This is a genomic window from Streptomyces sp. URMC 127 (assembly GCF_051386535.1).
Classification (GTDB): domain Bacteria; phylum Actinomycetota; class Actinomycetes; order Streptomycetales; family Streptomycetaceae; genus Streptomyces.
Map to the genome: position 1 here is coordinate 1 of NZ_JBPQTW010000104.1, position 23,468 is coordinate 23,468.

At 72.4% G+C, this 23,468-nt stretch carries 19 protein-coding genes; 7 read left to right on the plus strand and 12 right to left on the minus strand.

What is annotated here, in order from left to right:
• Window positions 1-181 precede the first annotated feature (181 nt).
• From ACSNOH_RS20580 to ACSNOH_RS20605, 6 genes are all read right to left on the minus strand, one after another.
• Window positions 182-1,351 (minus strand): DUF1266 domain-containing protein, encoded by a 1,170-nt coding sequence (locus ACSNOH_RS20580; RefSeq protein WP_436722856.1) that lies wholly within the window; start codon window positions 1,349-1,351, stop codon window positions 182-184.
• 125 nt (window positions 1,352-1,476) lie between these two features.
• Window positions 1,477-1,797 carry a hypothetical protein gene (locus ACSNOH_RS20585; RefSeq protein WP_436722857.1) on the minus strand — a complete coding sequence of 107 codons (321 nt, stop codon included), beginning with the start codon at window positions 1,795-1,797 and terminating at the stop codon, window positions 1,477-1,479.
• Window positions 1,798-1,936: 139 nt separating this feature from the next.
• Window positions 1,937-2,296: a hypothetical protein gene (locus tag ACSNOH_RS20590; protein WP_436722858.1), complete on the minus strand. Its 360-nt coding sequence runs from the start codon at window positions 2,294-2,296 to the stop codon at window positions 1,937-1,939.
• On the minus strand, window positions 2,293-7,029 hold the full coding sequence (locus ACSNOH_RS20595; RefSeq protein WP_436722859.1) for a putative T7SS-secreted protein: 4,737 nt from the start codon (window positions 7,027-7,029) through the stop codon (window positions 2,293-2,295). The genes ACSNOH_RS20590 and ACSNOH_RS20595 overlap by 4 nt, the downstream gene beginning before the upstream one ends.
• A complete protein-coding gene (locus tag ACSNOH_RS20600) occupies window positions 7,029-7,745 on the minus strand; it encodes a hypothetical protein (RefSeq protein ID WP_436722860.1) in 717 nt (238 codons plus the stop codon). The genes ACSNOH_RS20595 and ACSNOH_RS20600 overlap by 1 nt, the downstream gene beginning before the upstream one ends.
• Window positions 7,742-8,242, minus strand: a complete 501-nt coding sequence (locus ACSNOH_RS20605) for a hypothetical protein (protein ID WP_436722861.1) — start codon at window positions 8,240-8,242, stop codon at window positions 7,742-7,744. The genes ACSNOH_RS20600 and ACSNOH_RS20605 overlap by 4 nt, the downstream gene beginning before the upstream one ends.
• Before the next feature lie 118 nt (window positions 8,243-8,360).
• On the opposite strand from ACSNOH_RS20605, the gene ACSNOH_RS20610 reads away from it, so the two are divergent.
• A complete protein-coding gene (locus tag ACSNOH_RS20610) occupies window positions 8,361-9,854 on the plus strand; it encodes an amidase (RefSeq protein ID WP_436722862.1) in 1,494 nt (497 codons plus the stop codon).
• Window positions 9,855-10,354: 500 nt separating this feature from the next.
• Here ACSNOH_RS20610 and ACSNOH_RS20615 read toward each other — a convergent pair whose 3' ends face one another.
• Both ACSNOH_RS20615 and ACSNOH_RS20620 read right to left on the minus strand, forming a co-directional pair.
• The gene (locus tag ACSNOH_RS20615; protein WP_436722863.1) at window positions 10,355-10,540 is read right to left on the minus strand and encodes a hypothetical protein; all 186 of its coding nucleotides are present in this window, start codon (window positions 10,538-10,540) and stop codon (window positions 10,355-10,357) included.
• Between the two features lie 106 nt (window positions 10,541-10,646).
• Window positions 10,647-11,348: a FadR/GntR family transcriptional regulator gene (locus ACSNOH_RS20620; RefSeq protein WP_436722864.1), complete on the minus strand. Its 702-nt coding sequence runs from the start codon at window positions 11,346-11,348 to the stop codon at window positions 10,647-10,649.
• 134 nt (window positions 11,349-11,482) lie between these two features.
• On the opposite strand from ACSNOH_RS20620, the gene ACSNOH_RS20625 reads away from it, so the two are divergent.
• The 3 genes from ACSNOH_RS20625 to ACSNOH_RS20635 all read left to right on the plus strand — a co-directional run bounded on the left by ACSNOH_RS20625 (window position 11,483) and on the right by ACSNOH_RS20635 (window position 14,239).
• Window positions 11,483-12,001, plus strand: coding sequence for a gluconokinase (locus tag ACSNOH_RS20625; RefSeq protein WP_436722865.1), 519 nt, complete (start codon window positions 11,483-11,485; stop codon window positions 11,999-12,001).
• A 35-nt stretch (window positions 12,002-12,036) separates the two neighbouring features.
• A complete protein-coding gene (locus ACSNOH_RS20630) occupies window positions 12,037-13,434 on the plus strand; it encodes a GntP family permease (RefSeq protein ID WP_436722866.1) in 1,398 nt (465 codons plus the stop codon).
• A 115-nt stretch (window positions 13,435-13,549) separates the two neighbouring features.
• The gene (locus ACSNOH_RS20635; protein ID WP_436722867.1) at window positions 13,550-14,239 is read left to right on the plus strand and encodes a signal protein; all 690 of its coding nucleotides are present in this window, start codon (window positions 13,550-13,552) and stop codon (window positions 14,237-14,239) included.
• A gap of 47 nt (window positions 14,240-14,286) precedes the next feature.
• On the opposite strand, the gene ACSNOH_RS20640 is transcribed toward ACSNOH_RS20635, so the two are convergent.
• On the minus strand, window positions 14,287-15,876 hold the full coding sequence (locus ACSNOH_RS20640; RefSeq protein ID WP_436722868.1) for an FAD-dependent monooxygenase: 1,590 nt from the start codon (window positions 15,874-15,876) through the stop codon (window positions 14,287-14,289).
• A 175-nt stretch (window positions 15,877-16,051) separates the two neighbouring features.
• On the opposite strand from ACSNOH_RS20640, the gene ACSNOH_RS20645 reads away from it, so the two are divergent.
• The gene (locus ACSNOH_RS20645) at window positions 16,052-16,711 is read left to right on the plus strand and encodes a TetR/AcrR family transcriptional regulator C-terminal domain-containing protein (protein ID WP_436722869.1); all 660 of its coding nucleotides are present in this window, start codon (window positions 16,052-16,054) and stop codon (window positions 16,709-16,711) included.
• Here ACSNOH_RS20645 and ACSNOH_RS20650 read toward each other — a convergent pair.
• Genes ACSNOH_RS20650 through ACSNOH_RS20660 form a run of 3 tightly spaced genes read right to left on the minus strand, consistent with a single transcriptional unit; the run spans window position 16,682 to window position 20,321 of the window.
• Window positions 16,682-17,815 (minus strand): acyltransferase family protein, encoded by a 1,134-nt coding sequence (locus ACSNOH_RS20650; RefSeq protein ID WP_436722870.1) that lies wholly within the window; start codon window positions 17,813-17,815, stop codon window positions 16,682-16,684. The genes ACSNOH_RS20645 and ACSNOH_RS20650 overlap by 30 nt on opposite strands.
• Window positions 17,812-19,329 carry a polysialyltransferase family glycosyltransferase gene (locus ACSNOH_RS20655; RefSeq protein ID WP_436722871.1) on the minus strand — a complete coding sequence of 506 codons (1,518 nt, stop codon included), beginning with the start codon at window positions 19,327-19,329 and terminating at the stop codon, window positions 17,812-17,814. The genes ACSNOH_RS20650 and ACSNOH_RS20655 overlap by 4 nt, the downstream gene beginning before the upstream one ends.
• Window positions 19,329-20,321: a glycosyltransferase family 2 protein gene (locus tag ACSNOH_RS20660; protein WP_436722872.1), complete on the minus strand. Its 993-nt coding sequence runs from the start codon at window positions 20,319-20,321 to the stop codon at window positions 19,329-19,331. Before ACSNOH_RS20660 ends, ACSNOH_RS20655 begins: the two co-directional genes overlap by 1 nt.
• Before the next feature lie 187 nt (window positions 20,322-20,508).
• Here ACSNOH_RS20660 and ACSNOH_RS20665 point away from each other — a divergent pair, with 187 nt between their 5' ends.
• Together ACSNOH_RS20665 and ACSNOH_RS20670 are read left to right on the plus strand one after the other, a co-directional pair.
• Window positions 20,509-21,867, plus strand: a complete 1,359-nt coding sequence (locus ACSNOH_RS20665; RefSeq protein WP_436722873.1) for a DUF6716 putative glycosyltransferase — start codon at window positions 20,509-20,511, stop codon at window positions 21,865-21,867.
• Window positions 21,868-22,251: 384 nt separating this feature from the next.
• Window positions 22,252-23,466 carry a cytidylyltransferase domain-containing protein gene (locus tag ACSNOH_RS20670; protein WP_436722874.1) on the plus strand — a complete coding sequence of 405 codons (1,215 nt, stop codon included), beginning with the start codon at window positions 22,252-22,254 and terminating at the stop codon, window positions 23,464-23,466.
• Window positions 23,467-23,468 lie beyond the last annotated feature (2 nt).

The window sequence follows — 23,468 nt, forward strand, 5'->3', positions numbered from 1 at the left end:
GCTTGGGCGGGGAGGGTGAGGGCGGAGGCGCAGGCGGTGGCGGAGAGGGTGAGGAGCAGGGCGGTGCGGATGGCGGATGTCATGGGGAACAGGCTGTCCGAAGGGGCGCCGGCCGGCCCATGGGGCCGGCGCCCGTCCGTGTGGTGGGGGTAGCCATACCCGTAAGGGCACCCATTGGGGCTTACGCCCAGGGGATGTTGAGCCAGGGGCTGGCGGGGTCGGTGGTGAGGACGCGATGCGCATCGAGCATGTCGCTGTACCAGGACCCGAACTCCTCCTCGTCGAAGTGGAGGCACCGCCCGAGGATGTACGCGGCGGAGAAGTCCTCCCACGAGCGGTAGGCGGACCGGGCGGCACGGCCGGCACGGAGGACGGCCTGCTCGGCCTCCTCCAGGGTGCAGAAACGCGCCCCGAGCCCCCAGCGGGCCATGCCGGAGGCGCGCCCGTAGTCCCAGGCCTCCGCGGTCCGGATGTAGGCGCCCTCGGGCAGCAGTCCGTCCGCGCGGAAGCGGGCCTCGTAGCGGGCGATGCGCCCGATCATCCGCCGCACGCCCGCGACCTGCGACTCCGCCTCGGCCGCCGAGACGGGCCGCCCCGGGGTGACGCCCTCGGGCGTGATCCGCGCCTGCCCGGCCTCCTCGATGCTGCGCCGCAGCACGCGCTCGGCGCCCTCGCGCCAGTGCTCCAGGGCGACCGGCCCGGCGAAGTCCCGGGCGAGGGCGTGCCGGACGCCCAGCACGAACTGCCACACGTCGCTGACCATGCCGGCGTTCAGCAGCTGCTCCTGGGCGCGGTACCAGCCCTCGCGGTCGGTGATGCCCCAGCTCTTCTCCAGCCGGAGCCGCTCGTGGTGATAGCCCGTGCCGTGGTAGGCCATGGCGTTCCACAACTCGCCGTTGTTCACCAGCAGCAGCGCCGCACAGGCCAGCCCGTGCGCGACCGGCCCGTGCAGGGGCCCGCCCACGTGCAGCGCGCGCAGCTCGCCGCGGGCCGCCTTGCCGGCGCTGCGGGCGCGGTCGTGGTGCTGCTGCCAGACGGCCCGGTGAGCGGGCGTCGCCGGCAGCAGCGCCTCGCAAGGGCTGCCCGGATTGACCGCCAGGAACGCCGGATCGGAGTCCTCCCAGACGCGGGCGTACCAGCCCAGGGACTGCGCGACGAACACGGGATCGGACACGGGCGCCGGCAGCATCCCCTCGGTGAACACGGCCAGGCACGACGTCCGCGTCTGCGGATTCCAGTACGGGCTGAAAACCACGGAGCCGGGCCGCGCGTCGGCCTGCTGCCGCGAGACGGCGACAAACAAATCGGCCCGCGCAAGCACGTCGAAGTACCCCGGCCAGTCACCACGCACCTTGGCCGCGTAGAGCCGACGCTCAATGTCACTGGGCGCAACCCACGGGGGAGCGACGGGCGGCGGGGCAGCACTGGGGGACCCCTCGCCGGCGTTCACCATGCCCATACTCATGATCGAAAACTCTAGTCACTCCTTCGACGAGCTGCTGCCGCCCAGACGAGGCGCGCGAGGAAGAAATCCCTGGTCTTCCGCCTGACCTTCGGAAGCGCGTAAAAGTCTGGCGCGGCAAGGTCCAGCCGATACGGCCCGCCGAGCCCGGATTCCGGTATGCCCGGTTCTGCGTCCTTCGGCGGGAGCGCGAAGGCGAAGCACTTCCAGCTGGCCTCCGGTGAGGTTTCGGGGTGGTAGGGCATCACGACGAACCCGGGTCCGCGCGACTCCTCGGTCCCAGCGCCCTTCCCACTGAACCCTTTCTGGTGCGCTGTCTCGATCAGCTCGCGCATCCGGGCGGCGGAGACGTACCGCGCCTCCGCGGGGACGGGGAATCCGAAGGGTGAGGGGGTGACGCGGGAAAATGTTCTGTAGAATCCTGTCCTTTTCATGGAAACCTTGATCGCCCCTTTGAGTCCGTTGACTGCGCCCTCACTTGGTGTCCTGCTCTGTTAGGCGGTCAAGGGCTTCGCGTGCCAAGGAGCGCACTGCGCGCCACTCCGGCGATGACCGCACACTGTCTTCGTTCCACACCGGCTGGCGAGAATTGGTCATTTGCTGAAGTTGTGAATCAATGGGGCGCAGGGCGTCTTCGATCTGTTCGGGTAGCAGTCCCGTGGCGCACATGCCATGGGCTTGGCGGAAGACGTCGTCAAATTCCAGCGCGATCTCGTCAACTCCGACGCCAAGTCGGTGTGTGAATGCGATTTGGGATTCAGCGTCTGACGAGAGATTTCGCAGAGCGCGGACGAGCTGCCGGACAAATGCATCGGTCCGTTGTTCTGCAGTCATCTGATGATTCCTCCCAAATCGCCTTCCCATCCCTTCACTCGCCAGTATGGGCCCTCGCCGTGATGCCCACCGCCCGGGTGCCAGCGAAGCATCCTGCCGGTCTCGTGACCCCGCTCGGTGTACTCACGGAGAACCCAGCCCTGGCCTGCGTGGCCACCCTTTCCGAGGGTCTCTTCACGCCATCCGGGAGCGTTTATCAACGCCCCCCGCACATCTTCGGGACGAACGCCTCCAGCCAGGATCTCCGGATTGTTCATCACATCCTCGATTCCCTGGATGGAGCCAACCGGTCCCGCCTCCTCGCGGAGCTGCTCTCTAAGGCGCGCGCCATTGGCTGCATTTCCAGGGCCCTCAGCTTCCCCTCTGTGCCCATGACCCTGACCGCACCTCATCAGCCCCAGCGGATCCGACCACGTATGGGGATTGTCGACATACGTCGCCGGGTTCGGGGCCGGGGTCAGGCCCAGGGGGTCCGGGGACGTGTAGCGGGCCGTTTCCGGGTCGTAGTGGCGGTGGTAGTTGTAGTGGAGGCCCGTTTCGGGGTCGTAGTACTGGCCCGGGAAGCGGAGCGGGGTGTACGTCGTGCTGTCGCGCGACCACGCTGTCGTGCCCCAGAGGGTGGAGCGGGTGCGCCAGGCGACCTCGCCCGTTTCGTCGACCAGTTCCGTCGGCGTGCCGACCAGATCGGTCACGATCGCGAAGAAGCGGCGGTTCACCTCGCGTTGGGGCGCGTCCGCCGCCGAGATGCGTTCCGTTTGGGATATCGGGTGGAGGCCCTGGTAGTCCCAGGTCAGGGTTACGGGGTTGGGCAACCTGCCGTCCGTGCTGGTCTGTTCGGCGAGCGTCGCGCCGTCCCAGGTGAAATCCACGCGTTCCGCCACCTCACCCGCGGGCGTCAGGCGTTCCTTGGCGATGCGGCGGCCCAGCGGGTCGTACGCGTAGCGCCACCGCGTCCCGTCCGGGGTCACCACCGCCGTGAGGCGGTCCTCCGCGTCCCACTCGTAGCGCCACGTGTCCGGCTTGCGGGAGAGGCGGGTCTTCTGCCGTAGGACCACCCGGCCCTGCGCGTCGTGCTCGTAGCGGATTCCGCCCGCGCGGGATATGCGTGTTCCCGAGTACGTACGCGCGCCCTGCGCCTCCGCGCCCGGGTGCCCCGCGGGCCACGCCGCCTCCGTCTGGTTGCCGGCCTCGTCGTAGGCGTACCGTTCCTGCCAGTTCGCCGCGGTGACCGCCGTGACGCGGCCCGCCGCGTCCAGTTCGAAGGTGCGGGAGCCGTTCGTCACGTCCGTGATGCCGGTGAGGTGGCCGTCGCGGCGGTAGGTGTAGGCGCGGTGCTGCAGAAGCTCCGCGCCGGCGCCCTCCAGCCCCTGGGACACCAGGCGGCCCACCGCGTCCCACGCCGACGACAGGGTCAGGCCCTGCCCGAAGCGCCGCGCGACCTCCCGGCCCGCCGCGTCGTGTTCGGCCTCGAAGACCTGCCCGGAAGCGGTCAGTGACGCGCGCCGCCCCGCCGCGTCGTACGTCCACGTGCTCACCGCCCCGCCCGGCGTCACCCGGCGCGTGCGCCGCCCGAGCGCGTCGTAGGCGAAGGTCAGCGTCCGGCCGTTCGTCGTCTCGGACTTGACGCGGCCGAGGCGGTCCCGGCTGTAGACGACGGTCGCGTCGGGGCCGCACGCCTCGGCCAGCAGGCCCGCCGCGTCGTGCACGTACGTCGTGACCGCGCCCGCCGCGTCCTTCCGCACCACGCGCCCCAGCACGTCGTGCTCGTAGGCGATCGTCTCGCCGAGCCCGTTCGTACGGGATACGAGCCGCCCCGCCGCGTCGTGCGCGTACGTCAGCGTCCGGCCGTCGAAGTCGGTCTCGGCCGCCGGCCGGCCGGCCGGGTCGTACGCGTAGTCCCAGGTCAGACCCTGCGGATTGGTGACGCGGGTGAGCTGCAGGTGCGTGTTGTGCGTGAACTCGTGGCGCACGCCGTCCGGACCCGTCCGCGCCGTCAGGACGTCGAACGGTCCGTACTCGTAGCGCGTGACGCCGCCGAGCGCGTCCGTGTACGCCGTGCAGTTGCCCTCGCCGTCGTACGTCCACCGCTCCTCGGCGCCGTCGGCGGCGATGCGGCGCGCGAGCCGCCCCTCCACCGTCCACGTCAGACGCGTCGTGGAGCCGAGCGGGTCGATGACGGTCGTCACGCGGCCGAAGGCATCCCGGCGGTAGCTGGTGACGGCGCCGAGCGGGTCGGTGACCTCGACGGGAAGGCCCGCCCTGTTGCAGGTGATACGGGTGGTGTTGCCGAGGGCGTCCGTCACCGCTGACAGATGGCCGGCATCGTCGTACGCGTACCGCGTCTCCGCGCCGGAAGGGTCGACTGCCGACGTGCGGTTGCCCGCCTCGTCGTACCCGTAACGCCAGACCGCCCCGTCCGCCCCCGTGACCGTCTCCGGCAGCCCCAGAGCGTTGTACGTGGCCGACAGCCGCCGGCCGTCCGGCCGGAACACCTCCGTCGGGCGCCCCGCGTCGTCGTAGCGGAACTCCGTCCTCGCGCCCAGCGGATCCGTGCGCGACAGGAGCCGGTGGTGCCGGTCCCACGCCGACAGCGTCGTGCCCCCGGCGGGATCGGTCGCGGCGACGATCTGCGAGCGCCGGTTGATGGTGAAGGTGCTGGTGTGACCCAGCGAGTTCGTCACCCGGGTGACGCGCAGGCCGGTGTCCGGGTCCGGCTCCGCGTAGGCGAGCGAGGAGCGCATGTGCCCCTCGGTGCCCGTCTGGAAGACGCAGCGGTCCTCGTCGTCGTACGCGTACGTGTAGTGCGTGCCGTTCCGGTCCGTCCACGACGTCATCCGGGCGCGCTCGTCGTAGCCGAAACGCAGCGGCTGCCCGGAGGAGTTGACGACCTCCGCGAGGTTTCCCGCCTCGTCGTAGCCGTAGCGGACCAGCTCCGTGTCGTCCGCCAGGTGCAGGGCGGTGATGCGGCCGGCCGCCGCGTCCGTGGTGATGCGCAGGCGGTAGCCGCCGGAGTGGGCGAGCGCGGTGGGAGCGCCGTCGGCATCGTACTCGTACGTGATCCAGTGACCGTTGCGGTCGGTCAGCTGGTGCAGGAGGGCCGGGCCGCCGCCGTCCCCGTGAGGGGAGAAGTGCCGCGTGTGACCCGTCTCCGGGTCGGTCACGCTGTACGTGCCGTCCGCCTCGATCGCCAGCGGCCACCGCGGGCCCTTCGCCGGAAGCGTGGGCACTCCCGGAACCGGATGCGGGTACTCCAGCAGCCGCCCGTGCTCGTCGACGAAGATCACGCCCTCGTCGTCGGCCTCCAGCCGCTGGTCGGCGGTGCTCGCCCACGACGGGCCGAACCAGCGGCCGCAGCGGTAGCCGGACTTCTGGTGGCGGGAGAAGACCAGCGGGAGCGCGCCGGGGAGCACGACGTCCGTCTGCGGCAGGAACATGCGCCCCGTCGCGATGTCCACGGGGTCCGTCTCGCAGACCTCCGCCTTGCCGGGGTTGGTGTTCGGCTCGTGCGGGTGGTCCTTGGCCGCGTCCCGGGCCGTGGTGCGGGCGGCGCTCTCCCGTGCCCCGGCGCGCGCGGCCGACCGCGCGCCGATCTCCGCACCCTCGCGCGCCGCCCCCGCCCCGAACCGCGTGCCCGCGCCCGCGGCCCCGCCGCTGGGCAGGGACAGGAGGAAGTTGCCGAGGAGGCGTCCCCCGGCCTCGGAGGGATCGGATCCCCACCCAGGGCCGAGCAGCGCCCCCGGAATGCGCTCCGGATGGGACGCGAGGGAGACGAGACCGGCAGCGGTGTTGCTGACACCGTTGAGGTACTCCGCGGGGTGCGTCACGTTGTACGGATCCAGCGGATTCATGCTGCGGCCGAACTTCACCAGGTCCGTACCGGCCCGGAAGACACCCCCGCCGAAATGCAGCAGCTCGACCTGCCCGCCCTGGGCGAGATCCTGGACGTCGTTCTTCATGCGCGTGTGGAAGGCCGGCTCCTTCGGCGCGGCCGCCACCGCCTTGTCGATCTTCGCCTTGGCCTCGCCCGCCGCCGTGTTGCGCTGCTTGCGGGCCTCGTCCAGGATGCGGTGCGCCTCCTTGATGTCGGCCGCACCGGGATCGTGGAAGTCACCGGGGCGCGCGCCCGGGTCCTTGCCCTCCTTCAGCTTCGCGTTGTACGCGTCGACCTTGTCGTTGTACGCGTCGGTGGCCTTCTTCGTCGCCTTCGTGCCCTGCTTGTAGAGGCGGATCGCCTCCAGCGCCTGCTTCTGCGCCCAGCGGACGGTGTGCGCGTACGCGGAGAGCGCGTTCGCGGCGCTCTCGCAGGCGTCGGCGGCCTGCGCCCACTTCTTCGGCTCCGGCGCGAAACGGGTGTCGAAGCCGTTCGCGCCCTCGCCCTTCCACTCGCCCGAGTGGACCCGCTGAAGGCCGGAGCGTGCGGTGTCGAAGGCCTTGTGGAAGGCGTGCAGGTGCTTGGCGGCGGCCTCGATGTTCCCCGGCTCGCCGTGCACGAGGGCCAGCGGGTTCTCGGTCTGCCCGAGCTGCTGCTCCTTGACCTCGGCGCCGAGCTCCGAGGCCGCGCGGTCGCCCAGGTAGCGGACGGCGAGCGCCTCGTCGTGCGCGCCGATCTTGTCGAGCCCCTGGGCGACCTTCCCCGCGCCCCACTCGACGGCTTCGCCGGCCTTCTTCTCGACCTTGTGCACGCCCTTCTCGGCGAGCTCGCCGAGGGCGTCGATCGGTCCCCAGATGCCCATCAGCCGGCCGCCCCGGGCTCGCCGGTCTGCGGTGCGCTGCCGCCGTCTTCGCGGCCGCCCTGGCCGCTGCCTGCGCCTGCGCCTGCCCCTGCGCCTCCGCCTGCGCCTTCGCCTCTGCCTTCGCCGCCGTCCAGCTTGTCGGCGAGCTTGTTCGCCACGTCCGTGCCCTGACGGCCGAGCGGGCCCTTGCCGAAGCCGTTGGCCGCGCCGGTCGAGGCGTCGCGGAGGGTGTGCGCCCAGACCCGGCTGCTGTTCTCCCCGGCCTTGCGGAACGATTCCGCGCTGTAGTCGGGGTTGCTGTAGTCGTTGATGGGGTTGTCGGCGAGGATCTCGCTCATGGACTTCTTCTCGACGTCCTCTTCCAGGAGGTGCGGGTTGCCCATTGCGGCGTTCACGCCGACCTTGAACGAGTCCCGGATGTACACGTCCTGCTCGTGGTAGTAGCCGGCGGCGAGGCCGACCCGCTCGGCGAACTGGCTGCCGTCGTGGACGAGGGCACGCACGCCCCAGTCCCACCGGTTGCAGAAGGTCTTGAAGGCCGCGGCCAGTCCTTCGTGGCCCAGTTCGACGCCGCTGAGGGCGAGTTCGTCGAAGCCGCGGCCCACGGCGGCCTCGCCCGGCGTGCCGAGGGACTTGAGCTCGCCGATGGCCTCGTTGATGCCCTTGGCGATGTTGCCCATCGCGGCGGCGTCGGCCGCGAGGTTGGGGTCGCTCACGCCGTGCCCTCCGCGCGTCGGGCAGGGGCTATGACGCCGGCGTCTGCATCGACGTCCGCATCGGCGTCGGCTTCGGAGTCAGCATCGCCGTCAGCGCCTGCGTCTGCGTCCGCATCGATTGCGTACGCGTCCGGCACGATTCCGACCACCGGCGGAAACAGCACGGGCTCCGGGCTGCCGACGTCGAGCGCGACACCCGCAGGTACGCCGACCGCCGGCACGACCACGTCCAGCAGCCGCGCGCCGAGCACGGTGCGGTACGTCCAGTCGGCCGTTCCATCCGCGCCCTGGGCGAGCGCGAAGCGCGCGAGCGCCGTCTCGTCCGTGAACGCGTAGATCCACCGGATGCCGCCGTAGTCGGCGGACAGAAGGTCTTCCTGACCGTCCGTCGGAACCAGCACCGCCGTACGCCGGAACCGGCCGACCATCGCGGCCGGCCGCCCCTCCTGCCCGTACAGTGCGCGGATTTCATCCGTCAACGCCGTCGATGACGTCACTCTCGCCTCCCCAAGCCAGGGGAAGGGTACAAAATGAGGCCAGAGGTGCACTCACGGTATTCACGGTATTCGGAGCGAAGAGCTGCGAATACCGGGTTCATCACGGGGGAGGGACCGGATGTCAGACACCACGGGCTTAACGGACGGCGCACCGGACCTGACGGCCAGTGGACTGGTCGCGCAGGTACGGGCACTGGCCGCGGGCGACGTCACCTCACGCGCACTCGTCGAACGCTCACTGGCCCGCATCGCGGACACGCAGCCCCTGCTCAACGCGTTCCGCCGCGTACGGGCCGGGGCCGCGCTCGCCGAAGCGGACGCGGCGGACTGGCGGCTCGCGGCGGGGGAACGGGCGCCGCTCCTCGGCGTCCCGGTGGCCGTCAAGGACGACGTCGACGTCGCCGGCGAGCCCACCGCCTTCGGCTGCGCAGGCGATTTCCCGCCGAAAACCGCCGACAGCGAGGCCGTACGGAGGCTGCGGGCCGCGGGCGCGGTCATCGTCGGCAAGACGAACACGCCCGAGCTCGGCCAGTGGCCCGTCACCGAAGGCCCGGCCTTCGGCGTGACCCGCAACCCCTGGAACACGGAACACACGCCCGGCGGCTCCTCCGGCGGCGCCGCGGCAGCCGTCGCCGCCGGGCTCGTACCGGCAGCCCTCGGCTCGGACGGCGCCGGCTCGGTACGGATCCCCGCCGCCTGGACACACCTGGTCGGCATCAAACCGCAACGGGGACGCATCTCCACCTGGCCCGAGCCGGAGTCCTTCCGCGGCATCACCTGCTACGGCCCCCTGGCCCGTACGGTCGCCGACGCCGCGCTCCTGCTCCACGCGGCGAGCGGCAGCCACCCGGGGGACCTCCACCGGCCGCCGCCCGTGGATGTCCTCGCCGCGGCCGAGCGCGAGCCCGGACGGCTGCGGATCGCGCTCTCGCTGCGCCCCGCCTTCGCCGCCGCCCGCCAGCGGCTCGACCCCGAGGCCAAGGCCGCCACCGTCCGCATCGCGGAGCGGCTGTCGGCCCTCGGCCACGAGGTGGTCGAGGAGGAGCCGCGCTACGGGCTGATCGGGCTCGCCTTCGTGCCGCGCTCGATGTCCGGCGTACGGGAATGGGCCGGTCGCGTGCCCGACCCCGCCCTGCTGGACGCCCGCACGAAGGTCAACGCCCGGGGCGGCCTGATCCTGGGCGGCGGCGTCCTGCGCGTGGCGCGCGCCGCGGAGGAGCCGCTGCGGCGGCGCGTGGGGGAGATCTTCGACCGCTTCGACGTCGTCCTGACCCCGGCAACGGCGGTCCCGCCGCTACGGGTCGGAGACCTGTCCGGCCTGTCCAGCAGCCGTACGGACGCGGCGATGATCGCGGCCTGCCCGTACTCCTGGCCGTGGAACGTCCTCGGCTGGCCGGGCATGAGCGTCCCGGCGGGCTTCACGGGCGACGGCCTTCCCTTGGGTGCGCAGTTCCTCGGCCCGTCCGGCAGCGAGCCGCGCCTGATCTCGCTCGCTGCCCAACTGGAGGCGGACCTCCGCTGGTTCGAGCGCTGGCCGGGGGATGGCGTGAGGGCGAGTGATCGAGCACCGGACGGCCTTGACGGGGCGGCCGCAGGTGAAGCCGTGGGGTGAGGACCGGGCTGCTGCGCGATGCGGCCGAGTCCGTCGCGGAAGGCGGTGTAAGGCGCGGCCGGATCCGCTACCGTAAGCGGGGAGGGCCCCCGCCTCAGACCGGGATATCCAAGGCGGGAGCCCAAGGTGAAAGCCAGGGGCTTTGACCTGAGCCTCATATATCGGGGCTCAGGTCAGCCCTTGAGCCACCTCCCCGGCTTCCGCGTGACGCGGACCAGAAGGTCCTTGACACGCTCGCGGATCGACGGCTTCGGCTTCCGATGACGCCCCATGGGCGCCTCCCCTCAGACCGGCCGCCGAGATCCCGGTCGACGGCCATCCTCAGGGTCGGGCCGGGCCCCGAGGGCACGAGGTCCGGAGACGATCCATGAGGGGAGGCGCACCTTGGTGCGCCGAGATCACCCTAGTGGCTCAACTCGCCGAAAACGCCAGTTCGTTCGGCGATGACAACGATCGATCAGCAATGGCCTGCGATGTCCGCCCGGTTTCGCTTGCCTTCGCTACCGCCCCGCCCCCCGCGTCATCAGCAGCAGCGCCCCGATGGCCACGATCGGCACGATCATGATGAGGGCGAGGCCCACCGGGTTGCGGTGGTGGTAGACCCAGCGGCTCCCGTAGCGCTGGCGGATGAAGGCGGGCCGGTCGCCGTCCGCGCGATGCCGGGCGTGGTCGTTCTCGTGGCGCATGAGGCCAGGCTACGGACGGTCGTTCGAGATGGCGATCATTTAGTCGTACCTCGGGGGTTTTGTGGCGTGGCCGCAACACTCCCGCCACGGCCCCGCCACAGGCCCGCTACGGCGCGAGGATGTCGAGTTCCGCCATCGCGCCGGCGGTGATCTCGCGGGTGAGGGCCTCCGCGCGGGCGGCGTCCCGTTCGCGGACGGCTTCGGCGACGCGGACGTGGAGGGTGACGGCGGCCGGGTCGGGGTCGGTGAACATGACCTGGTGTTCCGTGCGGCCGGTGAGGACCTCGGCGACGACGTCGCCCAGGCGGGCGAACATCTCGTTGCCGGAGGCGCGCAGGATCACCCGGTGGAAGGCCACGTCGTGGACGAGGTAGGCGCCGAGCTGCTGGCCGCGTGAGGTGGCGACCATGCCGAGTGCGTGCCGCGTGAGCTCCTCGCACTGCTCCGGCGTGGCGAGGCGGGCGGCGAGGCCGGCCGCCACCGGTTCGACGGCCGAGCGCAGCACGGTGAGGGAGCGCAGCTGGCGCGGCCGGTCCGCGCCGGCGAGGCGCCAGCGGATGACCTGGGGGTCGTAGACGTTCCACTCCTCCGTGGGGCGGACCGTCACGCCGACCCGCCGCCGGGAGGCGACCAGGTGCATGGACTCCAGGACGCGTATCGCCTCGCGGATGACCGTGCGGGAGACGTCGAAGCGCTGTTCGAGCTCGTCGGTGCGCAGGACGCTGCCGGGCGGGTACGCGCCGGAGGTGATCGCGGGCCCGAGGGACTCCAGCACGCGCGCGTGCAGCCCCTGCCCCTGGTTTTCCATGGGGCAAGCCTACGATCTCCCGGCTCGGCGAATTAAGTATGACGTTTGAGTCACAAGGGCTTGAATATGTCGTACGTAATGCGTTTCAGTGTGGCCACACCCCCGTCAACGAAGACGAAGACAGTGAGGCCCTGATGACCAGCCGCCCGGCATACCCGCACGTCGTCGTCGTGATGGGCGTCGCCGGCACCGGCAAGACCACCGTCGGCCCGCTCGTCGCGGAGGCCCTCGGCGTTCCCTACGCCGAAGGGGACGACTTCCACCCGGCCGCCAACATCGCCAAGATGTCCGCCGGGACCCCCCTCGACGATGCCGACCGGGCCCCCTGGCTCGACGCCATCGGTGCGTGGGCCGCGGGCCGTGCGGGCCGCGGCGGGGTCGTCAGCTGTTCCGCGCTCAAGCGGGCCTACCGGGACCGGCTGCGCGCGGCCGCGCCCGGGCTCGTCTTCCTCCACCTCACCGGCGATCACGATCTGATCGCCGGCCGCATGGCGGCCCGCAAGGGCCACTTCATGACCACCAGGCTGCTGGACTCCCAGTTCGCGACCCTCGAACCGCTGGAAGCGGACGAGGCGGGCGTCGAGGCCGGCGTCGAACCCGGCCCGGAGGTCATCGCCGAGCGGGCCGCCCGGGCCCTGAGGCAGCTGCAGTAGCACCCCTCTCCCTCCACCTCCTCCAAGGAAGCCCCGTGAGCACTCTCAGCGTCGAGATGCTGGCCGCGGCCCCCGCCGGACCGATCACGTCGGCGGGTCACGCACAGCTGGGGATCGCCGTCCTCGTCGGCATCGCCGTCATCGTCCTCCTCATCACCCGCCTCAAGCTGCACGCGTTCCTCTCCCTGACCATCGGCTCGCTGGTGCTCGGAGCCGCGGCGGGCGCGCCGATGGACAAGGCCATCGCGAGCTTCACCACGGGGCTCGGGTCGACGGTCTCGGGCGTCGGCGTCCTCATCGCGCTCGGCGCGATCCTGGGCAAGCTCCTCGCCGACTCCGGCGGCGCCGACCAGATCGTCGACACGATCCTGGCGAAGGCCGGCCCGCGCTCGATGCCGTGGGCGATCGTGCTGATCGCGGGCGTCATCGGCCTGCCGCTGTTCTTCGAGGTCGGGATCGTGCTGCTGATCCCGGTGGTGCTGCTGGTCGCCAAGCGGGGCAACCACTCCCTGATGCGGATCGGCATCCCCGCGCTCGCCGGGCTGTCCGTCATGCACGGCCTCGTGCCCCCGCACCCCGGCCCGCTGGCCGCCATCGACGCCATCGGCGCGAACCTCGGCGTGACCCTCGCCCTCGGCGTGCTGATCGCCGTGCCCACCGCCGTCGTCGCCGGGCCGCTGTTCTCGCGGGTGGCCGCCCGCTGGGTGGACATCGCCCCGCCCGAGAAGCTGATACCCCAGCGGCCCTCGGCCGAGCTGGAGCGCCGCCCGGGCTTCGGCGTCACTGTGGCCACGGTCATGCTGCCGGTCGTCCTCATGCTGGCGAAGGCCCTCGTCGACATCGTCGTGGACGACCCTAAGCACCACGTCCAGCGCGTCGCCGACGTCATCGGCTCGCCGCTCATCGCGCTCCTGGCCGCCGTCCTCGTCGGGCTGTTCACCCTCGGCCGGGCCGCCGGCTTCGGCCGCGAGCGGCTCGCCGGGACCGTCGAGAAGTCCCTCGCCCCGATCGCCGGGATCCTGCTCATCGTCGGCGCGGGCGGCGGCTTCAAGCAGACCCTGATCGACGTGGGCGTCGGCCGCATGATCCTCGACTTCTCCAAGGACTGGTCGGTCTCCGCCCTGCTGCTGGCCTGGCTGATCGCCGTCGGCATCCGGCTCGCGACGGGCTCGGCGACGGTCGCCACCATCTCCGCCGCCGGACTCGTCGCCCCCCTCGCCGAGGGCATGAGCACGACCCACACCGCGCTGCTCGTCCTCGCCGTCGGCGCCGGCTCGCTGTTCTTCAGCCACGTCAACGACGCCGGCTTCTGGATGGTGAAGGAGTACTTCGGCATGGACGTCGGCCAGACGGTCAAGACCTGGTCGCTGATGGAGACGATCATCTCCGTCGTCTCGCTCGTCCTCGTCCTGCTGCTGTCACTGGTTCTCTGAGGACGGGCCCGCGGCCCGCCCCGTCCTCCGTACGCCCCCTCCGTTGCTCCTCTCGGCCCTCGCCCTCCTGCGTTGCTGCCGCACTGATGGACATATAGGACCGTAGGGTTCGCGTATGCGTATTGGAAGACCCCTCGCCCCCGCGGCCCTGCTGCTCGGCGCCGCCCTGCTGGCGGCCGGCTGCGCGGGCGCTCCCTCCCCGAAGCACGCGGACGCGAAGAGCACCCCGAACGGCGGCGCCACCGCCACCGCGGCCCCCGACGCGGCGGCGGGCCCGCTCAGCGCCTCCGACCTGCAGGGGCGCTGGTGGACCTGGGCGGCCTCCAGCCCCAGCGGCTCCAACCCCGTCGAGGACCGGGACGGCAGCATGTGCGCCCAGGGCCAGAAGGACGGCGGCGTCTGGTTCCTGGCCGGCACCTTCGGGGAGCGCGCCAAGCGCACCTGTGCCGTCCCCGCGAACCGGCGCGTGGCCTTCCCGCTCGTGAACCTGATGAGCGACCAGGCCGGCTGCTCCGAGTTCATGGCCCCCGCCAAGGGCACCGCCACCCTCGACGGCAAGCCCCTGCGGACCGAGCGCTACGACGCCACGCCCGTACGGGTCACCGCCGAGGAGGGCAACCCGCTCACCGACGGCGGCGGGACCTTCCGCACCCACGCCTGCGGCCTCTGGGTGCAGATGGAGCCGCTGAAGCCCGGAAACCACACCCTGGAGATCCGGGGCTCCTCGGGCCGCTTCGCCGTCTCGGTCGACTACACCCTCAAGGTCCCCGCGGCGGGGGCGGCGACGAACCACGACGGGGTCTGAGCCGAGCGGTCGCGAGTGGTCGCGAGCGGTCGCGAGGGGTCCCGCTCTCAGGCCGGTATCGCCGCCGTCACCGGTGCCGCCGTTGCCGCCGTCGGCGCCGCTATGCCCGACACCTCCGCCAGATACGCCCGTACGTCGGCCGCCTCGTCCGTTGCCAGCCCGACATAGCCGTCCGGGCGGATCAGGAACAGCCCCCTGCCGTAGGCGTCCGCGGCATGCCCCCCGGCGTCGACCAGGTCGGGCGCGGTCCCGCCCAGCCGGTACGTACGGACCCACTCCGCATCCGCCACCGCGGCCGCGGCCTGCTCGCCCACCGCGTCCGAACCGGTGAGGTCCAGCAGGGTGAAGTGCGGGCCCCGGAAGGCGTCGAAGAGGCTGAACGGCGCACCGGAGGCATCCGTGCAGGGCGCGTCGGGCGCGCGGTCCCCGGCCCGCAGCCCGTCCTGCGGGAGATCGCGGCGCAGCTCACGGGCCAGCGGGCCCGTGCGGTAGTTCAGGGTGAGCTGGTGAGTCTCCTTGCCGCGCCGCGACAGGCCCCGCTCCAGGCCGACGCTGCGGTCCTGCCCGTGCATGCGGGTGCTCAGCTCCAGCACCTCGGCGGCCACCTGCGTGCGCTCGGCGTCGTACGTGTCGAGCAGGGCGTCCGGCGCGCCGTGCCGCAGGACGGCGCCGAGCTTCCAGCCGAGGTTGTAGGCGTCCTGCAGGCTGGTGTTGAGCCCCTGGCCGCCGGCGGGGGAGTGGATGTGCGCGGCGTCCCCTGCGAGGAGGACCCGGCCGTCGCGGAAGCGCGCGGCCATCCCGGCCTTGGGCTGGAAGGCCGAGGCCCAGATGACCTCCTCCGGCACGAGGCCCGTGAGCCCCGTGCGCGCGGTGATGAGCCGGGCGAGGGCCTCGGGCGTGGCGTCGCGGGCCGGGTCCGGGACGTAGGAGGCGTCCTGCCAGAAGGCCATGATCTGGAGGGTGTCCGTCGTGCACTCCAGCGGACGCAGCCCGAGGAGCCCGCCGGGCGCGTTCGTCCACATGTGCCAGTAGTCGCGGTCGACCCCCGCGCGCTCGAAGCCGGGCATCCGCACGTCGGCGACCAGGGCGTGGCGCTTGTCGACGACCTCGACCTCGAAGGGCACCCCGAGCGCCTTGCGCACGGCGCTGCGCCCGCCGTCCGACGCGACGAGATAGCCGGCCCGCACAGTTTCGACCGTGCCGTCGGCGTGCCGCAGCTCGGCCGTGACGCCGTGCTCGTCCTGCGTGAAGCCCACCAGGCCGGTGTTGAAGTCCACCCGGCCGCCCAGCTCTTCCAGGCGCTCGTAGAGCACCTCCACCGTGCGCCACTGGGGGCACATCAGCGCATCCGGGTAGGGGACGCCGGGCGAGGGCTCGCCGGGCTCCACGAGCTGCCAATGGGCTGCGCGCTCTGTCCCCTCCCAGGTCTGCATCGTCGGGATCGGGCCGCTGGAGGCGAGCAGGGCCTCTATGGCTCCGAGGTCATCCATCACTTCCAGGCTGCGCGGCTGGATGCCCGTGCCGCGCGAGCCGGGGAAGCCGCGCCCCTCCTTCTCCACGAGCCGGTGACGGATGCCGCGCCGGGTGAGGTCGATGGCGAGGACGAGGCCGGTGGGGCCGGCGCCGGCGATGAGCACCTCGACATCGGCAGGTGAGGCGGGTGCGGATGAGGCGGGTGCAGGTGCGACAGGCATAGGTGCGGCAGGCGTAGGTGCGGCAGTGGTCCGTGCTGCAGCGTTCACGAGAATCCCCCTTAACGTTGTTAAGTTCGCGCTGTCCCCAGAGTGAACTGAACGCCGTTAAGCTGTCAAGGTGGCAACTCGAATCGACCGCGCCCAAGTGGCCGAAACCGCACTCGGCCTGCTGAACGAGGTGGGCCTCGAAGGCCTGACCCTGCGCAGGATCGCCAAGGAGCTGGGCGTCCAGGCCCCCGCGCTCTACTGGCACTTCAAGAACAAGCAGGAGCTGCTCGACGAGGTCGCCACGGAGATGTTCCGGCGCATGGCCGAGCCGCTCTCGGCCGTCGACTGCAGCACCTGGCAGGACTGTCTGGCCGGATCGGCCCGCGTGGTGCGCCGCTTCCTGCTCGGCTACCGCGACGGCGCCAAGGTCTTCGGCGGCACGCGCCTGACCGGCCGCAGTTACGCCGGGCCGGTCGAGCAGATGATGCGGAACATCGTGGCGGCGGGCTTTACGCCGAGCGCCGCCGCCCGCGCCTGGTTCACCGTCAACACGTACACGATGGGGTACGTGATGGAAGAGCAGTCCGTGCACCCGGTGCCGGGCGGCGAGCGCGACCCCGCCTACGACCTGGAGGAGCGCGCCGGCCGCCTGGAGGGCTACCCCCTCGTCATAGCGGCCGGCGCGGAGTTCTTCGGCGAGATGGAGGCCGGCTTCGAGACCGGCCTGCACGCGGTCGTCGCCGGCATCGAGGCCACGCTGCTACCGCCGGGCGGATCCCGGGTCGAGTGACCTGCGCAGGAGCGGCGTCAGCCGCCGCTCCACGCAGCGGTGCAGCAGCCAGGCCAGGCCCAGCATCAGGGCGAGGGTCAGGCCGAGCGTCGCGTACGAGGGGAGGCCCAGGCCCCGGTGCAGGGCGCCGATCACGACCCACCCCAGGTGCTCGTGTACCAGGTAGAAGGGGTAGGTCAGCGCCCCCGCGACCGTGAGCCACGGCCAGTTCAGCCGGCTCCCCTTGCGCAGGGCGACGGCCGCGACGGCCGCGTAGCCGAGCGCCAGGACGGCCACGATCACGTACGGGGAGCGGTACGAGAAGTAGTGCGGGTTCGGCGGGTGCCACAGGCCGGCCACCGCGTAGTGCTGCCCGACGAGGAAGCTCACGGCCACGATGCCCCAGTGCAGGAGGTCGTGCCCGAAGCGGTGGACCAGGTACAGGCCGATGCCGCCGATGAAGTACGACGAGTACTCCGGCATCACGACGACCCGCAGGAACTCCACGTGCGAGGCGGTCGTCACGACCGTCGCCAGCGTCCACACCGCGCAGAACATCACCACCCGGTGCCGGGTCGCGCCCGGCAGCACGACGAACAGGGCAAAGAGGGCGTAGAAGCGCAGCTCGGCCCAGAGCGTCCAGCACACGCCGAGCACGCGCTGGGCGCCCACCGGCTGCTGCAGCATGGTCAGGTTCACGAGCGTGTCGCTGAACGACACCGTCCTGTACGTCACCCACGGCAGCGCGAACGCCACGGTGACCAGCAGGATCGCCGCCCAGTAGGCGGGGTAGAGGCGCGCCGCGCGCGAGGCGAAGAACGAGCGCAGGGGGCGGCCCCAGCCGCTCATGCAGATCACGAAGCCGCTGATGACGAAGAAGATCTCGACACCGAGGCAGCCGTAGGCGAACGCGCCGGAGAGGGTGGGGAATTCGTGCCGTAGCGACGTGCCCCACGCGCGGCTCACGTCGCCGTCGCGGCCGCCGTAGTGGTAGAGCGCCACCATCAGTGCGGCGATCAGGCGCAGGGCGTCCAGGGGGCGGAGGCGGCGGCCGTCCGGGGTGCCGTCCTGTAAGGGCTTGGGCCGCTTCTCGGCTGCGGGACGGGGCAGGGTCGGGGCCGTCATGTCGTCACCGTCGTCTTGGTCGGCGTCGTCTTGCCCTGGGACAGGCGCCGCTGGAGCGCTCGTGCCCGGCGGGCGACCCTTCGTACGGTCGGGTTGCGTGGCAGGAACGACAGCTGGGACGGGATTCCGCCGGGGAGGGCGAGGGCGGTGAGGCGGCGGCGTTTGAAGTAGCGGCGGGTGTGGGGGGTGAGGTGGGTGCGGAGGTATTGCTCTGCGGCGTTGCGGAGGTTCGGGTAGATCTGGGGTTGCATCGCGAAGCCGACGGCTGCGAGGAGGGCGTTGAGGTCGGGTGCAGCGCCGTCGTCAGGTGCGCGTCCGTCGGTGGCGTTGTGCCCACCCTCCCCCAAGCTCTCGGCTCCGCTCGAGCAGGGGGGACCCCCATCGCCCTGCGGGACGCCTGCCCACAACGAAGGTTGAGGGCCGTCTGCCCGCAACGCGGGCTCTAGCGGTGGCAGGTACGCATCTACCAGCGTCACCGGGACCCTGTTGCTGTTCTGGTACGGGGTCAGGCGTTCCAGGAGGAGGTCCGTGCCTGTGCGGGCCGCCTGCAGGCCGTAGAACGTCCGCGCCGTCACCAGGGCCGTCGAGAAGCACCCCGCCACCAGCGCCGGGCCCAGCCGCTGGTAGACCACCTCCGCCAGGACCGGCGTGTCCAGGACCGTCAGTGCGACGCCGAGGCGTTCCGCCTCCTCCTCCAGCATCCGTGACCAGCGCGCCGGCGCCGCCGGGTGCGGCTTGAAGACGAGCTCGCGGTGGCCGCGTCCGGCCGCGCCGCGCAGCATCCGTACGTGCAGCCGCTCCTCCTCCTCGGGGGTCAGGATGTCGAGCGCCGACAAGTACTGGCCGAGGAGGAGCGCCGCGCCCTCGGGCGCGTCCAGCGCCGGGGCGGCCTCGGCGAGTTCGGCCAGCACCTTCGTGAAGACGTCCGTCGGGACGATCTCCTGCGGGACCCCGAACTCCGTCAGCAGCAGCGGCCGCAGGCCGGGTACGAGGTCCAGGTGGAGCAGCCGGCCGACGCGGGTGCCGATCAGCGGGTCGAGCTTGTTGCGCGTGGGGCCGTAGCTCATGAGGCCGTCGGCGTAGACGTCGAGCGGGGCGTCGGCGAAACACTGGGCGACCGCGCTCGCGGGGCTGACCTGGAGGGATTCGACGGCGAGCGACACGTCGTCCTCACCCAGGCCCCACAGGAGCCGCAAGTGCCGTTCCCACAGGGGCGCGTCGTCGGGCCGCGGTGACCAGCCGGACGGGTGGAAGGGGCGGACGGCGTCGTTCCAGGACAGGACGCCGTCGAAGCGGGTGCGCAGCCGCTCGAAGCCGGGCGCCTCGTCGAGGGCCGGGGTGGTCTCCGGTACGGCGGCGGTGTTGGCGACGAGCAGCAGCCGGCGGTCGGCGGGCGGGAAGCAGCCGGCGTCCAGGGCGGCGGCGAGCGTCGCGGCGCCGTACAGCGTGGAGGCGAGGAAGATCTGCGTGCGGCGACGTGCGGGGGGAGCGAGGGAGGGGTCCGTAGCGGGCATCAGACTGCCGCCTTCGCTGCACGTGAGACGCCGGCCGGCCGGCGCCTCAGTCTGCGCAGGAGGGCCGCGCGGTCGTAGTCCATGGAATTCACGGCGTCCTTGACGAGTTCCGGTGGCAGCCGGCGCAGTGCGGCCGCGCTCTTCGTGCGCAATGCGCGGGCTACCCGCGGCTCAAAGCGTTCGATATTCGTGAGGTGGTGGGCCATGATGGCGCAATACGTTCTCACGGCTTTCGGGAGGAATTCCCCGGCGTCCCGGTCGCGGGCCGTCTCCTCGATGACCTGGTCGAATGCCCGCAGGAAATCGAGCTGGCGTACGTCACCGATCTGTGTGAGCGACGTCGCCACCCCGCGCCGGTAGAAGACGCCCAGCATTCCGGCCACCGCGAACGTGCGCGCCTCGCGGTGCAGCCGCCAGATCCACGGCCGGTCCTCCGCCGTCCGCAGGCCGTCCCGGAAGTGCAGCAGGCCCTCGTCCAGCAGCCGCCGGTGGTAGATCCCGGCCCACGCGTACGGGTAGTCGACGGACGTCGAGCGGTCCGCCGGCAGGATCGCGCTCCGCGGGTCCAGGACCACCCCGCGGCGGCCGTGCGGGACGCGCTGCACGGTGCGGGTGCGGCCCGTGCACTGCACGTGGTCCGTGCGGACGAAGTCCACGGCCAGCTCCTCGATGTACGCGACGAGCCGGTCGTAGTAGCCGGGCGCCAGCCAGTCGTCGCCGTCCAGGAAGGTCACGTACTCGCCGCGCGCCGCGTCCAGCCCCGTGTTGCGGGCGGTGGCGAGGCCGCCGTTGCGTTCGTGGCGGACGACCACGGCCCCCGGCAGCTCGTGCCGCCCGGCGCGCTCCAGCAGCGCCGGCGTGCCGTCGGTGGAACAGTCGTCCACGAGAATGAATTCGAAATCCTCACGGGCGTTCGCCCGCAGACTTCTCAGCACGTCGGGCGCGAAGGTCTGAACATTGAAGAACGGGACGATGACGGAGAGCTTGACCACCCCGGCGACATTAGGCGGCCCCCCGGCATTCGTCTTGTCCGCGGGCGGGCGCGGAGGTGAACGAAGCGCGGCAGAACGGTGAACCGGCCCTTCCGCCGGGCCGATTCGCCGATCGTCGTTGTGCTGTTTACCAGCCGTTGCCCTCGCGTTGGGCAACGAAACGGAATGGATTTCTATCGTCGGCGACGTGCCATCACGTACTCCGTCACGTACTCCGTCGCCGTCAGGGACCGGGCCTCCGCTGCGGATCGCCGTCCTCGCCGACTCCGACACCCGGTGGAAATGGGGCGCGCTCACCGCGCACCGGCTCGCCCCGGGCGCCCGGCTCGACGGCCGCCTCCTGCGGGGCCGCGCCACCCCCACCGCGCGCCAGCTCGGCGAAGTGGGCGTGCGCGCGGCGGAGATCAGCGAGGTCACGGGCGTGGAGTTCGTGCGCACGGCCGGCCGCGACCGGTACGACGTCGTGGTCCTCGCCTGCGTCGGCGGCGCCGTCCAGGCCGTGCTCCACGGGCTCGCGGCCGCCTGGGAGGGGGACCCGGCCAGGCCCGTCGTCGTGACGGGCTACGTGGGCGTCGTCTACGAGAAGCTCGCCGACGGGCTGCTGCTGCGCCACGGCGCGGACGTCGTCCTCGCCAACTCCCCGGACGACGCGGCGTGTTTCCGCGCCGTCTACGCCGGGGTGGGCGCCGACGCGGGCTGCGTGACCGAGTGGGCGCTGCCGTTCCTCGGCGAACGCCGCACCGGGCCGCAGGAGGGGCAAATGCGGCCGTACACCGTGGTGTTCGCCGCCCAGCCCTCCGTGCCCGAGAGCCGCGCGGAGCGCGGCTACCTGCTCCGCCGCGCCGTCGCGCACGCCCGGGCGCATCCGGAGCGCGAGGTGCTCATCAAGCTTCGCAGCAAGCCCGGCGAGCACACCACGCACATCGAGGAACTCCCGTACCAGAAGCTGGCCGCACGGCTGCCGGGCGGTCTGCCGCCCAACTGCCGTCTCGTGTACGGGCACATGGGCGAGGTCCTCGACCGTACGGACCTCCTCGTCACCGTCAGTTCCACCGCGGCCCTGGAGTCGCTCCACCGCGGCATTCCCACGGCCGTGCTCACCGACCTCGGCATCCGCGAAGCGCTGGGCAACCACCACTTCCTCGGCTCGGGGTGCCTCGCCTCCTGGGACCAGCTCGACGCCGGCCACGCGCCCGAGGCGGACCCGCAGTGGGCCGCCGCCCACGGGGTGCCCGCCGACGGCTCCGGCGAAGCGGTCTTCGCCGCGGCGCGGGAGCGCGTCGCCGAGCTCGCCGCCCGGCCCGGCCTTCCCCCGCTCGCCCCCTACTACACCCCGGCCACCGCACCCGGCTATCTCCCCGCCGTCCTCGCCCGCCACGGCCTCGACCACCGGGGCCGGCCCCTTCCCGGCCGGGCGGCGGCTCCCCGCGAGGAGAGCGCCCTCCGGCGCGGGGGCCGCGCCGCCCTGCGCGACGCGGCCCGCGGCGCGTACCGCCACGGCGTCCAGCGGGTGGCTCCCCTGATCCGCCGCGTGGGGGAACTGTGACCGCCGGCGGCGTCCCGGCCGCGGAGGCACGCCTCCGGTGTGGCGCCCGGTCCGGTTCGGAGGCACGCCTCCGGTGTGGCGCCCGGTCCGGCACCGCCGGATCCCGCCGTGTCGGTCGCTCGCCGTTGCGGCGGAGGGGGGTCTCCGGCGTCGCCGGGTTCCGCCCCGTCAGTCGTTCGCCGTTGCGGCGGAGGGAGGTGCTCCGCGCCGCCGGCTCCCGGTTGCCGCCGCGGGACGTTCCTTCCGCCGCAACGGCGGAGTGCCGCCGCGGCGAGCGTCCGGCGGAATGCGCAACGGCCGTCGCTGGTGCAAGGCCCCGCGCCAGGCCCCCGCACCGTTGCTGTCCCGCCCACCCAGAACTCCTGGATACGCAAGGAGCCCGACATGCAAGCCGCCCCGGCCGAACCGGCTGACCAGGCCGCCCCCGCCGTCGTCGCCGTCATCCCCGCCCGCGGCGGGTCCAAGGGCGTGCCGGCGAAGAACCTCGCCCCGATCGGCGGCGTGCCCCTCGTGGCCCGCGCCGTCCGTGAGTGCCGGGCCGCCCGCCTCGTCACCGACGTCGTCGTCTCCACCGACGACCCCGGCATCGCCGCCACCGCGCGCGCCGCCGGAGCCGTCGTCGTCCAGCGCCCCGCCGCGATCGCGGGCGACACCGCAACCAGCGAGGCGGCCGTACTGCACGCGATGGACGCGTACGAGGCGATGCACGGCACCGCAGTCGGCACCGTCCTCCTGGTGCAGTGCACGAGCCCCTTCCTCACCAGCGGCGACGTCGACGGGGTCGCCGAGGCCGTGGTCGAGGGCGGCGCCGACAGCGCCCTGACCGTCGCCCCCTTCCACGGCTTCGTGTGGCGGCAGGACGGCACCGCCCACGGCGTCAACCACGACAAGAGCCACCGCCCCCGCCGCCAGGACCGCCCCCAGGACCTCCTGGAGACCGGCGCCGCCTACGCCATGCGCGCCGACGGCTTCCGCGCCGCCCGGCACCGCTTCTTCGGCCGCACCGAACTCGTCCGCACCGAGGCCGCCCGCGTCCTGGAGGTCGACGACCCGCACGACCTCGCCCGCGCCCGCGCCCTCGCCCCCCTCCTCGACGGCCCCGGCACCGCCGCGCTCCCCGCCCGAACCGACGTCGACGCCGTCGTCATGGACTTCGACGGCACCCAGACCGACGACCGGGTCCTCATCGACGCCGACGGCCGCGAACTCGTCGCCGTCCACCGCGGCGACGGCCTCGGCATCGCCGCCCTGCGCCGCGCCGGGCTCGCCCTGCTGATCCTCTCCACCGAGGAGAACGCCGTCGTCGCCGCGCGCGGCCGCAAGCTGCGCGTGCCCGTCCTGCACGGCGTCGACCGCAAGGACCGCGCGCTCAAGCAGTGGTGCGAGGAGCAGGGCATCGCCCCCGACCGCGTGCTCTACGTCGGCAACGACGTCAACGACCTGGGCTGCCTGGGGCTCGTCGGCTGGCCCGTGGCGGTCGCGGACGCCCACGACGCCGTACGCGGCGCCGCCCGGGCCGTGACCTCCGCGCCCGGCGGCAGCGGCGCCCTCCGCGAGATCGCCTCCTGGCTCCTGGGCCCCGCCCTGACCGCCCCCTGAGC